The 15512-nt window shown below is 73.1% G+C and carries 13 protein-coding genes and 1 pseudogene; 6 read left to right on the forward strand and 8 right to left on the reverse strand.

Annotated elements, in window-relative coordinates; translation table 11 throughout:
- Positions 1-7: 7 nt before the first annotated feature.
- From FB455_RS10890 to ftsY, 7 genes are all read right to left on the reverse strand, one after another.
- Positions 8-589, reverse strand: a complete 582-nt coding sequence (locus FB455_RS10890; protein WP_013284581.1) for a Uma2 family endonuclease — start codon at positions 587-589, stop codon at positions 8-10.
- Positions 590-656: 67 nt separating this feature from the next.
- Positions 657-2210 carry a signal recognition particle protein gene (gene ffh / locus FB455_RS10895; protein ID WP_013284580.1) on the reverse strand — a complete coding sequence of 518 codons (1554 nt, stop codon included), beginning with the start codon at positions 2208-2210 and terminating at the stop codon, positions 657-659.
- Between the two features lie 114 nt (positions 2211-2324).
- Complete coding sequence (locus tag FB455_RS10900; protein WP_145753190.1) at positions 2325-4589, reverse strand: [protein-PII] uridylyltransferase; 2265 nt, start codon at positions 4587-4589, stop codon at positions 2325-2327.
- Between the two features lie 17 nt (positions 4590-4606).
- Positions 4607-4945, reverse strand: a complete 339-nt coding sequence (locus FB455_RS10905; protein WP_013284578.1) for a P-II family nitrogen regulator — start codon at positions 4943-4945, stop codon at positions 4607-4609.
- A 25-nt stretch (positions 4946-4970) separates the two neighbouring features.
- On the reverse strand, positions 4971-6326 hold the full coding sequence (locus tag FB455_RS10910) for an ammonium transporter (RefSeq protein WP_013284577.1): 1356 nt from the start codon (positions 6324-6326) through the stop codon (positions 4971-4973).
- Between the two features lie 166 nt (positions 6327-6492).
- Positions 6493-7356, reverse strand: a complete 864-nt coding sequence (locus tag FB455_RS10915) for a phosphotransferase (protein ID WP_174361701.1) — start codon at positions 7354-7356, stop codon at positions 6493-6495.
- A gap of 8 nt (positions 7357-7364) precedes the next feature.
- Complete coding sequence (gene ftsY, locus FB455_RS10920; protein WP_013284575.1) at positions 7365-8555, reverse strand: signal recognition particle-docking protein FtsY; 1191 nt, start codon at positions 8553-8555, stop codon at positions 7365-7367.
- A gap of 146 nt (positions 8556-8701) precedes the next feature.
- Between ftsY and FB455_RS10925 the strand changes: the two genes are divergently transcribed.
- From FB455_RS10925 to FB455_RS10945, 5 genes and pseudogenes are all read left to right on the forward strand, one after another.
- A complete protein-coding gene (locus FB455_RS10925) occupies positions 8702-10414 on the forward strand; it encodes an alkaline phosphatase D family protein (protein ID WP_013284574.1) in 1713 nt (570 codons plus the stop codon).
- 13 nt (positions 10415-10427) lie between these two features.
- Complete coding sequence (locus FB455_RS10930) at positions 10428-10853, forward strand: MarR family winged helix-turn-helix transcriptional regulator (protein WP_013284573.1); 426 nt, start codon at positions 10428-10430, stop codon at positions 10851-10853.
- Positions 10854-10963: 110 nt separating this feature from the next.
- Complete coding sequence (locus FB455_RS10935) at positions 10964-12553, forward strand: MDR family MFS transporter (RefSeq protein ID WP_145753192.1); 1590 nt, start codon at positions 10964-10966, stop codon at positions 12551-12553.
- Positions 12554-12555: 2 nt separating this feature from the next.
- On the forward strand, positions 12556-13044 hold the full coding sequence (locus tag FB455_RS10940; protein ID WP_145753195.1) for a universal stress protein: 489 nt from the start codon (positions 12556-12558) through the stop codon (positions 13042-13044).
- Positions 13045-13112: 68 nt separating this feature from the next.
- A pseudogene (locus tag FB455_RS10945) lies at positions 13113-13507 on the forward strand (mycothiol transferase).
- Here the strand turns inward: FB455_RS10945 and FB455_RS10950 are convergent.
- Positions 13494-14483, reverse strand: coding sequence for a helix-turn-helix domain-containing protein (locus FB455_RS10950; protein WP_013474359.1), 990 nt, complete (start codon positions 14481-14483; stop codon positions 13494-13496). The pseudogene FB455_RS10945 and the gene FB455_RS10950 overlap by 14 nt on opposite strands.
- Positions 14484-14560: 77 nt before the next feature.
- On the opposite strand from FB455_RS10950, the gene FB455_RS10955 reads away from it, so the two are divergent.
- Positions 14561-15496 carry an SMP-30/gluconolactonase/LRE family protein gene (locus FB455_RS10955; RefSeq protein ID WP_145753197.1) on the forward strand — a complete coding sequence of 312 codons (936 nt, stop codon included), beginning with the start codon at positions 14561-14563 and terminating at the stop codon, positions 15494-15496.
- Positions 15497-15512: the final 16 nt, after the last annotated feature.

A 15512-nucleotide genomic window follows, 5' to 3' on the forward strand; every position in this document is an offset into this window, starting at 1 on the left:
TACCCGATCAGTCCTCCTCGACGGCGAGCAGGTCGTTACGGCGCGCGGTCAGCGCCGGCAGATCGACCGAGACCTTCCACGGCCGCTCGGTGACGAACAGGTCCTCGGTGTGGGCCAGTTGCTCGTACTCGCGGGCGGCGCCGTCGAGCGTGTACTCGGTGAGTGCGATCCGCTCGTGCTGCGGATCCACCACCCAGTAGGAGCGGACCCCGGAGCGGGAGTAGACCTTCGCCTTGTCGTACAAATCGCGGAAGTGCGACGTCGGCGAGACGACCTCGACGGCGAGCAACGCGTCCTCGACCGGGACGGGCGACCGGCCGGCGTGCTTGCGCCGGATCACCACCACATCGGGGCGCGGCTCGTTGCGGCGGTCCACGCGCATGGACAGGTCGATGCTCACCAGGAACTCCGGCGGGCAGTTGACGCGCAGCGCGAGCAGCAACTCGACGCAGATCTCCTGGTGCAGGGCGGTGGGTGACGGCACGATCAACCTTCCGTTGATCAGTTCGTACGGAAGGTCCTTGGGCAGTTCGCCCAGGTCGTCGACCGTCCACTCGTGCCGCTCCGGCAGGATCGGGGCCGCGGTCATTGACATCTCCTTCCAGGGGGCGACATCACCCTAAGAGAGAGCGACGTCGCCCACCGTCACCGACACGCTAGCGGGGGCCCTTGTCGCCGCCCTTGCCGAGCTTGTTGAAGTCGATCTTCGGCAGCTTGAAGCCCGGCGGCAGGCCCTGCCCACCGGCCAGGTCACCCGGGTCCAGGCCCGGCGGGAGCTGCGGCATCCCGCCCGGGAAGCCGCCCGGCATGCCGGCGCCGGTACGCGGCCGCCCGCCGCCCTTCGTGCCCTTGCGCTTGTTCTTCGGCGACTTGGTCGCCTTGCGCCGGCCACCGCCGGGCAGGCCCATCATGCCGCCCATCTGCTTCATCATCTTCTGCGCGTCGGCGAAGCGGTTGAGCAGCTGGTTGACGTCCATGACGGTGACGCCGGAACCGCTGGCGATACGGGCCCGGCGGGAGCCGTTGATGATCTTCGGGGTGGTGCGCTCGGCCGGGGTCATCGACCGGATGATCGCGGTGACCCGGTCGAAGTGCTTGTCGTCCAACTCGGCGAGCTGGTCCTTCATCTGCCCCATGCCGGGCATCATGGCCAGCACGTTGGCGATCGGGCCCATCCGCCGGACCGCGATGAGCTGATCGAGGAAGTCCTCCAGCGTGAAGGTCTCCCCGCCCATCAGCTTGGCGGTCATCTTCTCCTTCTGATCGGTGTCGAAGGCCGCCTCGGCCTGCTCGATCAGAGTGAGGACGTCGCCCATGCCGAGGATCCGGCTGGCCATCCGGTCCGGGTGGAAGACGTCGAAGTCCTCCAGCTTCTCGCCGGTGGAGGCGAACAGGATCGGCTGGCCGGTCACCTCGCGGACGGAGAGCGCGGCGCCACCGCGGGCGTCGCCGTCGAGCTTGGACAGCACCACGCCGGTGATGCCGACGCCGTCGCGGAACGCCTCGGCGGTGCGCACCGCGTCCTGGCCGACCATGGCGTCGATGACGAAGATGACCTCGTCGGGCTGGACCGCGTCGCGGATGTTCGCGGCCTGCTGCATCATCTCGGTGTCGATACCGAGGCGGCCGGCGGTGTCGACGATGACGATGTCCCGGGCGGCGCGGCGGGCGTGCTCGATCGAGTCGCGGGCCACCTGCACCGGGTCGCCGACGCCGTTGCCGGGCGCCGGGGCGTACACCTCGACGCCGGCCCGGCCACCGAGCACCTGGAGCTGCCCGACGGCGTTGGGACGCTGGAGGTCGGCGGCGACGAGCAGCGGCTGGTGGCCCTGGCTCTTGAGCCAGCGGGCCAGCTTGCCGGCGAGCGTCGTCTTGCCGGAACCCTGAAGGCCGGCCAGCATGATCACGGTCGGCGGGTGCTTGGCGAACTGGAGCCGCCGCCCCTCGCCGCCGAGGATGTTGATCAGCTCCTCGTTGACGATCTTGACGATCTGCTGCGCCGGGTTGAGCGCCTGGGAGACCTCGGCGCCGCGCGCCCGCTCCTTGACGTTCGCGATGAAGCCCTTGACCACCGGCAGGGCGACGTCGGCCTCCAGCAACGCCATCCGGATCTCGCGCGCGGTGGCGTCGATGTCGGCGTCGGTGAGCCGGCCCTTGCCGCGGAGCTTGGTGAAGATCCCGGACAGGCGGTCACTCAAGGTGTCAAACACGCGAACATCCCGTTTGTCGTTTTCGGCGGGCACATGCTGCCGGGCCGGTGGTCCAGCCCACCGTTAGGGTAGCCCGCCGCTCATCCGCCCGCTCCGGCCCGGCGGCCCGTTCCACTACACGGCGGCCAGCACGGCGGCCTCGATCCGGGCCCGTTCCTCGTCCGACGGCCAGCCGCCGACCAGGTAGAACGCGTCCACCACGTCGCCGCCCAGCGTCGAGATCCGGGCCGCCCGCACCTGGGCGCCCGCGTCGTCCAGCGCGCAGGTGACCCGGTACAGCAGTCCGGCCGCGTCGGCGGCCCGCAGCTCCAGCAGGACCGCGTCGGTGGCCGCCTCCCGGTGCCAGACCACCCGTGGGGCGGCGCCCTGGCTGCGCGCGGCCAGGGCCCGGCCGCGCAGCCGCTGGATGACCGAGACGTCGCCGCCGACCGCGCGGCGCAGGTCGGCGCTGAGCGCGATCGGGTCCGGGGCCAGCCCGTAACGCGGCTGCACCCGGCACTCGACCAGGGCGCGGCCGTCGACGGTGGCGGCGTCCGCGGAGATCACCTCCAGGCGGTGCAGCGCCAGGCACCCGGCGACAGTCGCGAGCAGTCCGCGCCGGTCGGCGGCGGCCACCGACACCCGGTCCTCCCCCAGGTGTACGACAGGCAGCGGCCCGGCCACGAGCGCCGGGTCGGGGGCCGGCGGGGCGGGCACCACGCCGGTGTCCAGCGTGGTGCGCACCCGGCTCACCAGCTCGGCGATCAGCCGGCCCTTCCAGCCGGACCAGGCCGCCGGGCCGGTGGCGGCGGCGTCTGCGCGGACCAGGGCGTGCAGCAGTTCCAGCGTGCCGGTGTCGCCGACGCGCTCGGCGACCCCGGCGACGGTCTTCGGATCGGACAGGTCGCGCCGGGTGGCCACGTCGGGCAGCAGCAGGTGCAGCCGGACCAGCGTGCCGATCAGCGCCGCCTCGGCCGGCGGCAGCCCGATCCGGGTGGCGACCGCCTCGGCCGGCGGCGCGCCGACCACCGAGTGGTCACCGTCCAGCCCTTTGCCGATGTCGTGCAGGAACGCGCCGATCAGCAGCAGGTCAGGTCGTTCCACGTCGCGGGTGTGCCGGCTTGCCTCGTACGCGGTCTGCACCAGGTGCCGGTCGAGCGTGAACCGGTGCACCGGGTTGTGCTGGGGCAGGCTGCGCATCCGGGTCCACTCGGGCAGCCAGCGGTCGATCAGCCCGTACCTGTCGCAGGTCTCCCAGGCGGGCACCAGGCCGGGACCGGCGCCGAGCAGGGTGATCAGCGCGGCGCGGGCCGCCGGTGGCCAGGGCGCGGGCAGCGGCGGACAGTACGCGGCCAGCCACTCGCAGGTGGCCCGCGCGATCGGCAGCCGGGTGGTGGCGGCAGCGGCGGCCACGCGCAGCGACAGGCTCGGGTCGGGGCGGGCCCCGATGGCGGTACGGGCGAGCACCAGTTCGCCGTCCTGCTCCACCACGTCCCGGGCGACCGGGCGGCGCAGCGGCCGGCCCGGCGCGGCGCGGTGCCGGCCGGAGCGGAGCCGGTCGGCGGCCCGCCAGGCGTCGTCGAGGGCGTGGCTCACCGTGCGGGCGTCGCCGGCCACCAGCCGCAGCAGCGCGTCGCCGTCCTCGACGCCGAGCAGGCGCGCCACGCCGTCGCGTTCCTGGGCGACCAGGCGGTCGACCCGGCGGCCCACCTGCTGGTGCAGCGCGTCGCGGGTGTCCAGCAGCCGCCGGTGTGCCGCGTGCACGGCGGGGCGGAGCGCGTCGGTGACCCCGGCGGTGGCGATGGCGCGCAGGATGCCCACGTCGCGCAGCCCGCCGGACGCCTCCTTGAGGTCGCCTTCGAGCAGGAACGCCAGTTCGCCGTGCGCCTCCCAGCGGGCGGAGGTGATCTCGCGCAGGCCGGGGAGCTGGCGGATCGCGGTCCGCCGCCAGTGGTCGGTGGCGGTACGGGAGAGCTGGTCGGTGAGCGCCGGGTCGCCCGCCACGTGCCGGGCGTCGAGCAGGCCGAGGGCGACCTTGACGTCGTCCTGGGCCACCGACAGCGCCTCGGCGACGGTGCGCACCGAGTGGTCCAGCCGCAGTCCGGCGTCCCAGATCGGATACCAGAGCGAGGCGGCCAGCTCGTCGATGCCGGGCACCCCGGCGTGCAGCAGCACCAGGTCGAGGTCGCCGTAGGGGGCGCACTGGCGGCGGCCCAGCCCGCCCACCGCGACGAGCGCCACCCCGTCCCGGTCCGGGAAGGCCCGGCACAGCCAGGCGTCGAGCGCGTCGGCCCGCGCGGACCGGGCCGCCGCGCCGATCCCTGCGGGTACGCCGGCGACCTCGTTGACCACGGGCGCGCCGTCCCCGGTGGGGGCGGCGGCCGTGGTCAACGAGGTCACGTCGGCGGGTCCGGCGATCAGAGGGCGTCGAGCCCGCGCTCGCCGGTACGCACCCGGACGACCTCCTCGACGCCGGTCACCCAGACCTTGCCGTCGCCGATCTTGCCGGTCCGGGCGGCGCCGACGATCGCGTCCACGATCTTGTCGACGTCCATCTCGTCGGTGAGCACCTCGACCCGGATCTTGGGCAGGAACTCGACCGTGTACTCGGCACCCCGGTAGACCTCGGTGTGCCCCTTCTGCCGGCCGTAGCCCTGGACCTCGCTGACGGTCAGCCCGGCCACGCCGAGCGCGTGCAGAGCCTCCTTCACCGCGTCCAGCTGGTACGGCTTGATGACCGCGGTCACCAGCTTCATGTCCAACCCCTCCATCCCAGGAACGTTAACCGGCGACCTTCTCGCTGACCGGCGCGGACTCGTCGGTCTCGACAGCGGGCTCCGCGGCCGGCTTGCCGGCGCCGATCCCGGCCATCGCGAACGCGCCACCGCTGCTGCCCGTGGTGGGCGACAGGTCGTAGCCGCTCTCCGCGTGCTCGGCGATGTCGATGCCGTCGACCTCGGCCTCGGCGGAGACCCGCAGGCCGATCGTCTTGTCGATCACGAAGCCCAGAGCGAAGGCGACCACGAAGGAGTAGACGCTGACGATCAGCGCGCTGATCGCCTGCTTGCCGAGCAGCGACGCGTCGCCGCCGACGAACAGGCCGTCGGTCTCCACCAGCGAGCTGACCGAGGCGGTGCCGAACAGGCCGATCCAGAGGCAGCCGATCCAGCCGCCGACGAAGTGCACGCCCACCACGTCGAGCGAGTCGTCGTAGCCGAGCCGGTACTTCAGGCCGACCGCGAGGGCGCAGACCGCACCGGCCACCACGCCCAGCAGCACCGCTGCGGCCGGGGTGATGAACGCACAGGCCGGGGTGATCGCGACCAGGCCGGCGATGGCGCCGGACGAGGCGCCGACCAGGGTCGGCTTGCCGTCGCGCAGCCACTCCACCACGATCCAGCCGAGCAGCGCGGCGGCGGTGGCGACCTGGGTGTTGATGAACGCCAGCGCGGTGACCCCGTCGGCGGTCAGCTCGGAACCGGCGTTGAAGCCGAACCAGCCGAACCACAGCAGCGCGGCGCCGAGGGCGACCATCGGGACGTTGTGCGGCTTCATGCTCTCGCGCGGCCAGCCGACCCGCTTGCCGAGCACGAGCACCAGCGCGAGCGCCGCCGCACCGGCGTTGATGTGCACAGCGGTACCACCGGCGAAGTCCAGCGCGCCGATGTCGCCGCCGATCAGCCCGCCGCCCCAGACCATGTGGGCGACCGGGAAGTAGACCAGGGTGGCCCAGCCGAACGCGAACAGCAGCCAGCCGGCGAACTTCACCCGGTCGGACAGCGCGCCGCTGATCAGCGCCACGGTGATGATCGCGAACATCATCTGGAAGGCGATGAAGACGTAGATCGGGATGCCGGTCTCGCCCCACAGGTCGTTCTCGCCGACGAAGGTCTTGGTGCCCAGGTACTGGCCCAGGTCACCCCAGAACCTGCCGCCCTCGCCGAAGGCGACGGTGAAGCCGTAGAAAAGCCACAGGATGCTGACGAGCCCGATGGACGAGAAGCTCATCATCATCATGTTCAGAACGCCCTTGGACCGGTTCAGGCCGCCGTAGAACAGCGCGAGACCGGGGGTCATGAGCAGCACGAGGGCAGTCGAGACAAGCAACCAGGCAGTGTTCCCGGTGTCGATCTCCACGCTGCCTCCTCTCGTTGTCGTATTCCTCCCTCCGACTGAGACCTGGCAGCATCGCCCGTCAGCCGGTTGCGCGGAAGCTTGGTCGCCGGCTGTTTCCTTCAGCGACACCGCGCGATTTCCGACGCGTGACGGGTTGTTTCCGGCGTGTGAAGAACGCCGATCTTACTCAGCGCAGCGCGTACTCCAGCTGGTGCCGCTCGTAGTCGAGCAGCCGCAGGTCACGCATAGGCCGACGCAGGTGGCCCTTGTGGACGATCCGGACGAACGCCGGCTCACCGGCGGCGGCCATCCGCCGGATGCCCTCGACGTGGTCGACGATGCGCTTGCGGATGGTCCGGATGAGCCGGTGCCGGTCGCGCGGGATCAGCCCGTACGCGTCGGCGAACAGCCGCAGCCGGCGCGGCCGGTCCGGGTGCTTCCAGCCGAGCGTGATCGAGTCCCGGTCGGAGAAGATCGGCACCCAGGTCCAGGCGGCGTACGCCACGTCGTAGATGCGGGCGCCGGGTGAGGCGAGGTCGAAGTCGATCAGCCCGAGCGTGCCGTCCGGCCGCCAGATCACGTTGTGCGGCGCGGCGTCGTGGTGGCAGATGACCTCGGTGTCCGGCGGGGGCGGCCCGAACGAGCGCCAGACCGCGCCGGGCGGCGGGGTGAAGCCGTACTGCGCGTCGTGGAACATCCGCAGCATGGTGGCCACCGTGACCAGGGCCTCGTCGGTGACCCAGTGCGGGGCGAGCGGGTACTCCCCGCACTCCCCCTCCAGGTACGACAGGACCTCCCGGTTGCGCTCGTCCATGCCGAGCGCCCGGGGCGCGCCGGTGAATCCGACGTACTCCAGGTGGCGCAGCAGCGCGTGCACGGAGGGCGTCCACGGGCCGGCGTTGCGCCGGACCGTGTCTCCCACACGGACCACGGTGCTCACGTTCCCGCCGTGCAGCGGGATCTCCTGCGAAGTCACGTACGGTCTCCCGAGGCGTGGCGACGGGTGGCTGGGGTCGCGCCACCCCGCGTAGGCGCGATCGTCAGTCGTCACGGGAGAGGCTACGCGTCCCGGGCGAGCGGCTCGGTGCCGAGCAACGCGTCGACGAACTGTGCCGGGTCGAACGGGGCCAGGTCGTCCTTGCCCTCGCCGAGGCCGACGAGCTTGACCGGGATGCCGAGCTTGCGCTGCACGGCGATCACGATGCCGCCCTTGGCGGTGCCGTCGAGCTTGGTCAGCACCACGCCGGTGACGTTGACCGCCTCGGTGAAGACCCGTGCCTGCTCCAGCCCGTTCTGGCCGGTGGTGGCGTCGAGGATCAGCAGCGTCTCGTCGATCGGGCCGTGCTTCTCCACGACCCGCTTGACCTTGCCCAGCTCGTCCATCAGGCCGATCTTGTTCTGGAGCCGGCCGGCGGTGTCGATGAGCACGGTGTCGACGCCGGTGTCGATGCCGCGCTTGACCGCGTCGAACGCGACGCTGGCCGGGTCGGCGGCCTCGGGCCCGCGGACCGTCTCGGCGCCCACCCGGCCGCCCCAGGTCTCCAGCTGGTCGGCGGCGGCGGCCCGGAACGTGTCGGCCGCGCCGAGCAGCACGCTGCGGCCGTCCGCGACGAGCACCCGGGCGATCTTGCCGCAGGTGGTGGTCTTGCCGGCGCCGTTGACGCCGACCACGAGCACCACCGCCGGGACGCCCTCCTTCGGCGCGGTGCGCAGCGAGCGGTCCAGGCCCGGGTCGAGCGCGTTCACCAGCTCGGCGGCGAGCAGCGCCCGCAGCTCCTCCCCGGTGCGGGTGCCGAGCACCCGGGTCCGCTCGCGCAGCCGGTCGACGATCTCCCGGGTGGCGTCGATGCCGACGTCGGCGGTGATCAGGCTGTCCTCGATCTCCTCCCAGGTGTCCTCGTCCAGCCGGTCGCGGCTGAGCAGGCCGAGCAGGCCCTTGCCGAAGACGTTCTGCGAGCGGGACAGCCGGGAGCGCAGCCGGACCAGCCGGCCGGCGGTCGGCTCCGGCACCTCGACCTGCGGCACCTCGACCGGAGGGGCCGGCGGCGCCTCCACCACCACACCGGTGGTGAGTTCCGCCTCGGGGGCCTCGACCGGCGGGCCGGCCAGGTCCTCCTCCGTCCGGGTGTCGACCTCCGTGCGCGGCAGCGGCGGCTGCGGGCGCCGGCGCAGCCGGGGCACCACGAGGCTCAGGCCGCCGATGATCAGCACGCCGAGCAGGGCGAGAGCGACGAGGAGGTATTCCGTCATGCCCGAAATCCTGTCAGATGCCGACGACCGCGTCCCACTCACCGCCTCGGCACGCGAACAACCTGCGGGTACGCTCGCACCGGAAGGCGTACCGCAACCGCCGGCCGGGTAGGGAACAGCCGAAACGATCTTGTCGGAGGTGTGTCGTGCCCGGTTCCCGCCTGCTCATCGGCCCGTTGCTGCGCCGGGTCGTCGACACGCGGGCGACCGTCTGGGTGGAGACCAGTTCGCCCGCCGTGGTCACCGTCCGCACCGCGGACGGCGCCACCGGCAGTGCACCCACCTTCTCCGCTTACGACCACCACTACGCGATCGTCGTGGTGAGCGGGCTCACCCCGGACAGCGCCACGACGTACGAGGTGCTGATCGACGACGAGGTGGCGTGGCCGCTGCCCGACTCGTCGTTCCCGCCCAGCGTGATCCGCACCCGCGCGCTCGACGACGCCGACCAGCCGGTGCGGCTGCTGTTCGGCTCCTGCCGGGAGACCACCCAGCACTCCACCGCGCGGAAGCTGCCGCCTGATGCGCTGGACGCGTACGCCCGCCGGGTGATGGCCGCACCCGACGAGGCCGTGCTGCCCGACCTGCTGGTGCTGCTCGGCGACCAGGTGTACGCGGACGAGACCTCGCCGACCGTGCGGCGGCTGCTCAAGCGGCGCCGGCGGCGGCCGAAGGACGCCCCGGCGACGCAGGTGGTGAGCTTCGACGAGTACACCAAGCTCTACCTGGAGTCGTGGCGCGACCCGGAGATCCGCTGGCTGTTCTCCACCGTGCCGAGCGTGATGATCTTCGACGACCACGAGGTGATCGACGACTGGAACACCTCGCAGTCGTGGCGCGCGGACATGCGCGAGCAGCCGTGGTGGGCCGAGCGGATCCGCAGCGGCCTCGCCTCCTACTGGGTCTACCAGCACCTGGGCAACCTCAGCCCGGACGAGATCGCCGCCGACCCGGTGTACGCGAAGGTGGTCGCCGCCGAGGACGCCACCGGCGTGCTGCACGAGTTCGGCGAGCGGGTCGACAAGGAGGCCGACCTGGCGCACGACACCGAGCGCTGGCGGGCCGTGCAGTACCAGTGGAGCTACGCGCTGGACCTGGGCCGCACCCGCCTGGTCATGCTGGACAACCGGTCCAGCCGGGTGCTCCTGCCGGGCAACCGGGCGATGCTGCCGCCGGGCGAGTGGTCGTGGTTCCTCGATCAGGCGCACGGCACCTACGACCATCTGGTGGTGGGCAGCTCGCTGCCGTGGCTGCTGCCGCCGGGCATCCACCACGTCGAGGCGTGGAACGAGCGCCTGGCCGACTCCGGCCGCCCCTGGGTGGCCCGGCTCTCCGAGCAGATCCGCCGGGCACTGGACCTGGAGCACTGGGGGGCGTTCCGGCGCTCGTTCGAGGCGCTGGGCGAGCTGTTCGCGCGGCTGGGCAGCGGCACCGCGCCGCGCACCGGGGCACGGGTGGGCGCCGGGCCGGCGTACGCGCGACCGGCGTCGATCAGCGTGCTCTCCGGTGACGTGCACCACTCGTACGTGGCCCGGGCCCGGTTCGCCGACCGTAACGTCCGTACGCCCGTGCACCAGCTCACGTGTTCGCCGATCCACAACCAGGTGCCGGCCGCGATGCGCCCGCTGATGACGCTGGGCTGGAATCCCGGCCCGGCCGGGGCGACCCGGGCGCTGGCGCGCTCGGCCGGCGTACGCCGCCCGCCGGTGCGCTGGCGGAAGCTGGCCGGGCCCTACTTCGGGAACGCGGTGGCCACGCTCACGCACCAGGGCCGCAGGGCCGCCGTGGTGATCGAGGGGACGACGAGCGAGGGCGAGCTGCGGCCGGTGGCGCGACAGCAACTCAGCGACGAGGACTGAGTACCCTCTGAGCGTGGACGAGACGCTGCGCGCCGTGGAGCACGAGTTGACCGCGTTGCTGCGCCGCGGCCGGGCGCTGTCCTGGGAGATCGCCCGCGAGGTCCACCCGAACCTGGAGCCCAACGCGTACGGCCTGCTGCTCTGGCTGCGCCGCTCCGGGTCGATCCGGCTCACCGACCTGGCCGCGAAGCTGGGGATCGGCAAGGGCACGCTGAGCCGCCAGATCGGCGGGCTGGAGGCGCTGGGTCTGGTCCGCCGCGACCCGGACCCGACCGATCGGCGGGCGGCCCAGCTCAGCCTCACCGAGGAGGGCACCCGGCGGTTCGACGCGGCCCGGGCGGCGCGACTCGGACAGATAAGGCGTTCGCTCGAAAGCTGGCCGAAAGAGGACGTGGCGGACCTCGCCCGGCTGATGCACCGCTTCAACGAGTCGTTCTGAGCCCGCCGGCAGGGGGAACAATCAGCGCCCGGCCCGAGTTGTTGCTCAAGGCAACGGCTTCTACGGTTGCCCGAGGCAACCTTTCTCCCCCGCTCCGGAGGCACTCCACGATGACTCAGGCGACTGCGCCCGCACGGGCGACCGCCGTCGACATGTCCCACCGGCAGATCCTGGAGGCGCTCTCCGGCCTGCTGCTGGGCATGTTCGTCGCGATCCTTTCCTCCACGGTCGTCTCCAACGCGCTGCCGCGGATCATCACCGACCTGCGCGGCGGTCAGTCCGCGTACACCTGGGTGGTCACCTCGACGCTGCTGGCGACCACCGCGACCACGCCCATCTGGGGCAAGCTCTCCGACCTGTTCAGCAAGAAGCTGCTGGTCCAGCTCTCCCTGGTGGTCTTCGTGCTGGGCTCGGTGCTCGCCGGGCAGGCCCAGACCACCGGCGAGCTGATCGCCTGCCGGGTGGTGCAGGGCGTCGGCGCGGGCGGCCTCACCGCCCTCGCCCAGGTGATCATGGCGACGATGATCGCGCCGCGCGAGCGCGGCCGGTACAGCGGCTACCTCGGCGCGGTCATGGCCGTCGGCACCATCGGCGGCCCGCTCATCGGCGGCGTCATCGTGGACACCTCCTGGCTCGGCTGGCGCTGGTGCTTCTACGTCGGCGTGCCGTTCGCCGTGCTCGCCCTGATCGTGCTCCAGCGGACGCTGCGGCTACCAGTGGTCAAGCGCGAGGTGAAGATCGACTGGTGGGGCGCCACGCTCATCACCGCCGCCGTCTCGCTGCTGCTGGTCTGGATCACCCTGGCCGGTGACCGGTACGACTGGATCTCCTGGCAGAGCGGTGTGATGGTGGCCGGCGCGGCGCTGCTCGGCGCGCTCGCGGCCCGGGTCGAGAAGCGTGCCGCCGACCCGATGATCCCGCCGCACCTGTTCCGCAACCGCACCATCACGCTCGCCGTGATCGCCAGCATCGCGGTCGGCGTCGGCATGTTCGGCGCCTCGGTGTTCCTCGGGCAGTACTTCCAGATCAGCCGCGGCGCCAGCCCGACCATGTCCGGCCTGATGACGCTGCCCATGATCGGCGGCCTGCTGGTCTCCTCGACAGTGGTCGGCCGGATCATCACCAGCACCGGCCGCTGGAAGAGCTGGCTGGTCATCGGCTCGGTGCTGCTCACCGCCGGCTTCGCGCTGATGGGCACCATGCGCGCCGACACCCCGTACTGGCGCCTCGCCGTCTTCATGGCGCTGATCGGCCTCGGCGTCGGCATGTCCATGCAGAACCTGGTGCTGGCCGTGCAGAACACGGTCCGCCCGGACGAGCTCGGCGCGGCCAGCTCGGTGGTGGCGTTCTTCCGCAGCCTCGGCGGCGCGATCGGCGTGAGCGCGCTCGGCGCGGTGCTCGGCCACCGGGTCACCGGCTACATGGCCGACGGCCTGAGCCGCCTCGGCATCCCGGCCTCCGGGCCGGGCGGCGGCGGTCTGCCGGACGTGCACACGCTCCCCGGCCCGATCCGCACAGTGGTCGAGGCCGCGTACGGGCACGCCGCGGGTGACATCTTCCTGGCCGCCGCCCCGTTCGGGCTGCTCGCCCTCGTCGCGGTGGTCCTCATCCGCGAGGTGCCGCTGCGCCGCTCCAACGCCGAGCCGGTCCCCGCCGGGCGGGAGACGGCCGAGGCGATCCCCGCCGGAACGAAGGACTGACGATGGACGCCGCGGAGCGCGAGCGGTACGGCCCGCGGACCCGGCCGCTCCCCTACGAACGGGGTACGGACGGGCCACGGGTGGTGCTCGTCGGCGTGGACGGCAGCCGCACCTCGATGCGCGCCGCCGCGTACGCCGCCGGCCTGGCCCGGCGGCAGGGCGCCACGCTGGTGGCGGTGTTCGTCAGCTCGCCGGCCTCGTACAGCTCGATGCTCTCCGGCGTGGTGGCCGGGGCGGTCCAGCAGACCCACGACGAGCTGGCCGACGAGCTGCGTGCCGAGTGCCGGCGCGGGGCCGAGGAACTGGACCTGCCGGTGACGTTCCTGTGCCGGCGCGGCGACGCCTACACCGAGCTGTGCCGGGCCGCCGACGAGCACCGGGCCGACATGGTGGTGGTCGGCTCCTCGGAGCAGGCCGGGCACAAGCTGGTCGGCTCGGTCGCCACCCGGCTCGTGCGCACCGGCCGCTGGCCGGTCGTCGTGGTCCCCTGAGGGTGTAAGGAAGGGCCCCCTGTTAACGCCTCGCGTTGTACAGGGGGCCCCTCTTAACATCTGCGCCCATGACCTGGACCGCACCCGAGATCGACCGCCGCCACGAGCCCTACGTCGCCGACGAGCGCACCATGCTCGAAGGCTGGCTCGACCACCACCGCGACACCCTGGTGCACCCGGCCTCTACGACGACCAGGAAGACCCGGACGCCGACCTGAACGCGGTCGCCGACGCCGACCCGGAGCAGACCTTCGCCACCTACCTCGCCGAGGTCGCCGCCCGGCAGGCCGCCGCCGCCCTCTCCCTGGATCAGACCTTCCGGCGCCCCCGCCGGGACGGCACCGCCGAGACTCGGACGATGAGCGTCCGCTGGGTCTACATGCACATGATCGAGGAGTACGCCCGGCACAACGGCCACGCCGACCTGATCCGCGAGCGTATCGACGGCGTCACCGGGGCCTGACCCCTGCCGGGCCGCCCGCCCGCAGCACCTGCTCGCCCAGCGGGGTGAGGCAGTGCCGCACCCCCGCGCCGTCCCGCCGCGTGGTGATCAACCCGGCGGCCCGCAGGGTCGCCGCGTGCTCGCTGGCGGTGGCCGCGGAGACGCCGACCCGGCGGGCCAGCTGGGAGGTGCCGGGAGCGTCGGCGGTCGCCGCCAGCACGGCCGCCCGGGTCCGCCCGAGCAGGTCGGCCAGTGGCGCCCCGGCCCCCAGCTCACGCCGCCCCGGCCGGATCGGGTAGACCAGCACCAGCGGGCCGCCCGGGTCCGCCAGCAGGTAGGGCTGCGGGGCGAGATGACAGGGCAGCAGGGTCAGGCCCCGGCCGCCCGCGGCCACCTCGACGTCGTCGGCGACCGCGCACCGGTAGGACAGCGCGTAGTGCTCCCCCGTCTCGGCCCAGGCCAGGTACGGGCTGAGATCGCGCAACACCCGGTCGAGGCCGCCGGCCGCCAGCGTGTGGCCGCGTACCGCCCGGTCGGCCCGTACCGCGCCCTCGATCTCCGACCAGTAGGGCGCGAGCGCCACGCCGTGGAAGGCGCGCATCGCGGCCCGCAGCCGGGCCCGGGCGGCGGGCTCCCCGGCGGCCAGCGGCGCCACCCGGGCGGGCAGCGCGCCGGACGCCACCAGCGGGCCCAGCTCTGCGGCGAGCACCTCGTCCGGGGTGCCGGCGACCCGGTCCAGCAGGGCGTCGAGGCCGCCGTCGAACACCGGCGGGGTCACCAGGTCCGGCACCAGGTACGGCGTCCGGCACAGGTCCAGGTAGGAACGCATCTCCGGGCGTAACGCCGCCCGGGTCCGGGTCCGCCACCCGGCGAGGTGCTCCGGCACGTCGGCCAGGACCAGCCGCTGGGCGGCCATCGCCAGCTCGACCAGCACCGCCGGTTCGGACCGCAGGACGGTGCGGCTCAGGTCGGCGGCGTTGAGTCGCAGGGTGGTCACCGGCGAACGGTAGCCACCTTTCGGCCCGTGCCGAAAGGGGCTTCCGGGCGGGCCGGCGCCGCCGGACGCTGCGTGGCGTGAAGACACTCCCTGCGGCGGCCGCCGCGGTCCTGACGGCGGTGACCGTCGGCGTACCCCGGCCCGCCCCCACCGACGTCCGTCCCGACACCTACGTCGTCTCCCGCGCGCCCGGCGTGCTGCCCGAAGGGCTCGCGGTAACCGTCAGCGGCACGATGTACGTCACGAGTTCGGCCACCGGCGCGGTCTACCGGGGCGACACCCGCCGGGCCGGGCTGCGCCCGTTCCTCGCCCCCGGCGCCGACGGCCGGACCAGCGCCGCAGGGGTCCGGGTGGACCGCCGGGGCCGCGTCCTCGTCGCCGGCTGGACGACCGGCACGCTCTTCGTGTACGCGCCGGACGGCACCCTGCTGGCCCGCCGCGCCGCCGCACCCGGCGCGGCCCTCAACGACCTGGCGGTCACCGAAGACGCCGTCTACGTCACGGACTCCGCCACCGGCACCGTGTGGCGGGCCGGGCTCACCGGCGGGCGCGTCGGCGCCCTGGCCCCCTGGGTGGGTCCGGACGACTTCCCGGCCGTCCCGGTCTTCCTCAACGGCATCGTGGTCGACCCGTCGGGCCGGGTCGCCCTCGTCGCGGAGCAGGGCGGCGAGCGCCTGTTCCGGGTCGACCTCGCCGACCGGTCCGTGACCGAGGTCGAGGTGAGCGGTGGCCGGATGGGCGCGGACGGCCTGCTGCTGGAGGGGGACCGGCTCTACGGCGTGGTCAACGAACCGGACGGCGCCGGCGGCACCCGGTTCCTGGTGAACCTGGCCCGGCTCGACCAGGAACTACGTACCGCCCAGGTGGTCGACCGGTCCCGCCCGGTCGGCATCCAGCGGTCGCCCACCTCGGTGGCGCGCGACGCCGGCCGACTGCTCTGGGTGGACAGTCAGCTCTTCGCGACCACGCCCGCCCCGCCGTTCACGGTCACCGAGGTGCCGGGCCTGCGGTGAGCGGCGCACGAGCCGG

This window comes from Micromonospora sp. CNZ296 (assembly GCF_007827635.1).

Excerpts from the sequence above, each read along its gene's own strand:
- FB455_RS10890 (WP_013284581.1), bottom strand. The coding sequence starts at position 589 with ATGACCGCGGCCCCGATCCTGCCGGAGCGGCACGAGTGGACGGTCGAC.
- FB455_RS10905 (WP_013284578.1), bottom strand. The coding sequence starts at position 4,945 with ATGAAGCTGGTGACCGCGGTCATCAAGCCGTACCAGCTGGACGCGGTG.
- ftsY (WP_013284575.1), bottom strand. The coding sequence starts at position 8,555 with ATGACGGAATACCTCCTCGTCGCTCTCGCCCTGCTCGGCGTGCTGATC.
- FB455_RS10935 (WP_145753192.1), top strand. The coding sequence starts at position 10,964 with ATGACTCAGGCGACTGCGCCCGCACGGGCGACCGCCGTCGACATGTCC.
- FB455_RS10940 (WP_145753195.1), top strand. The coding sequence starts at position 12,556 with ATGGACGCCGCGGAGCGCGAGCGGTACGGCCCGCGGACCCGGCCGCTC.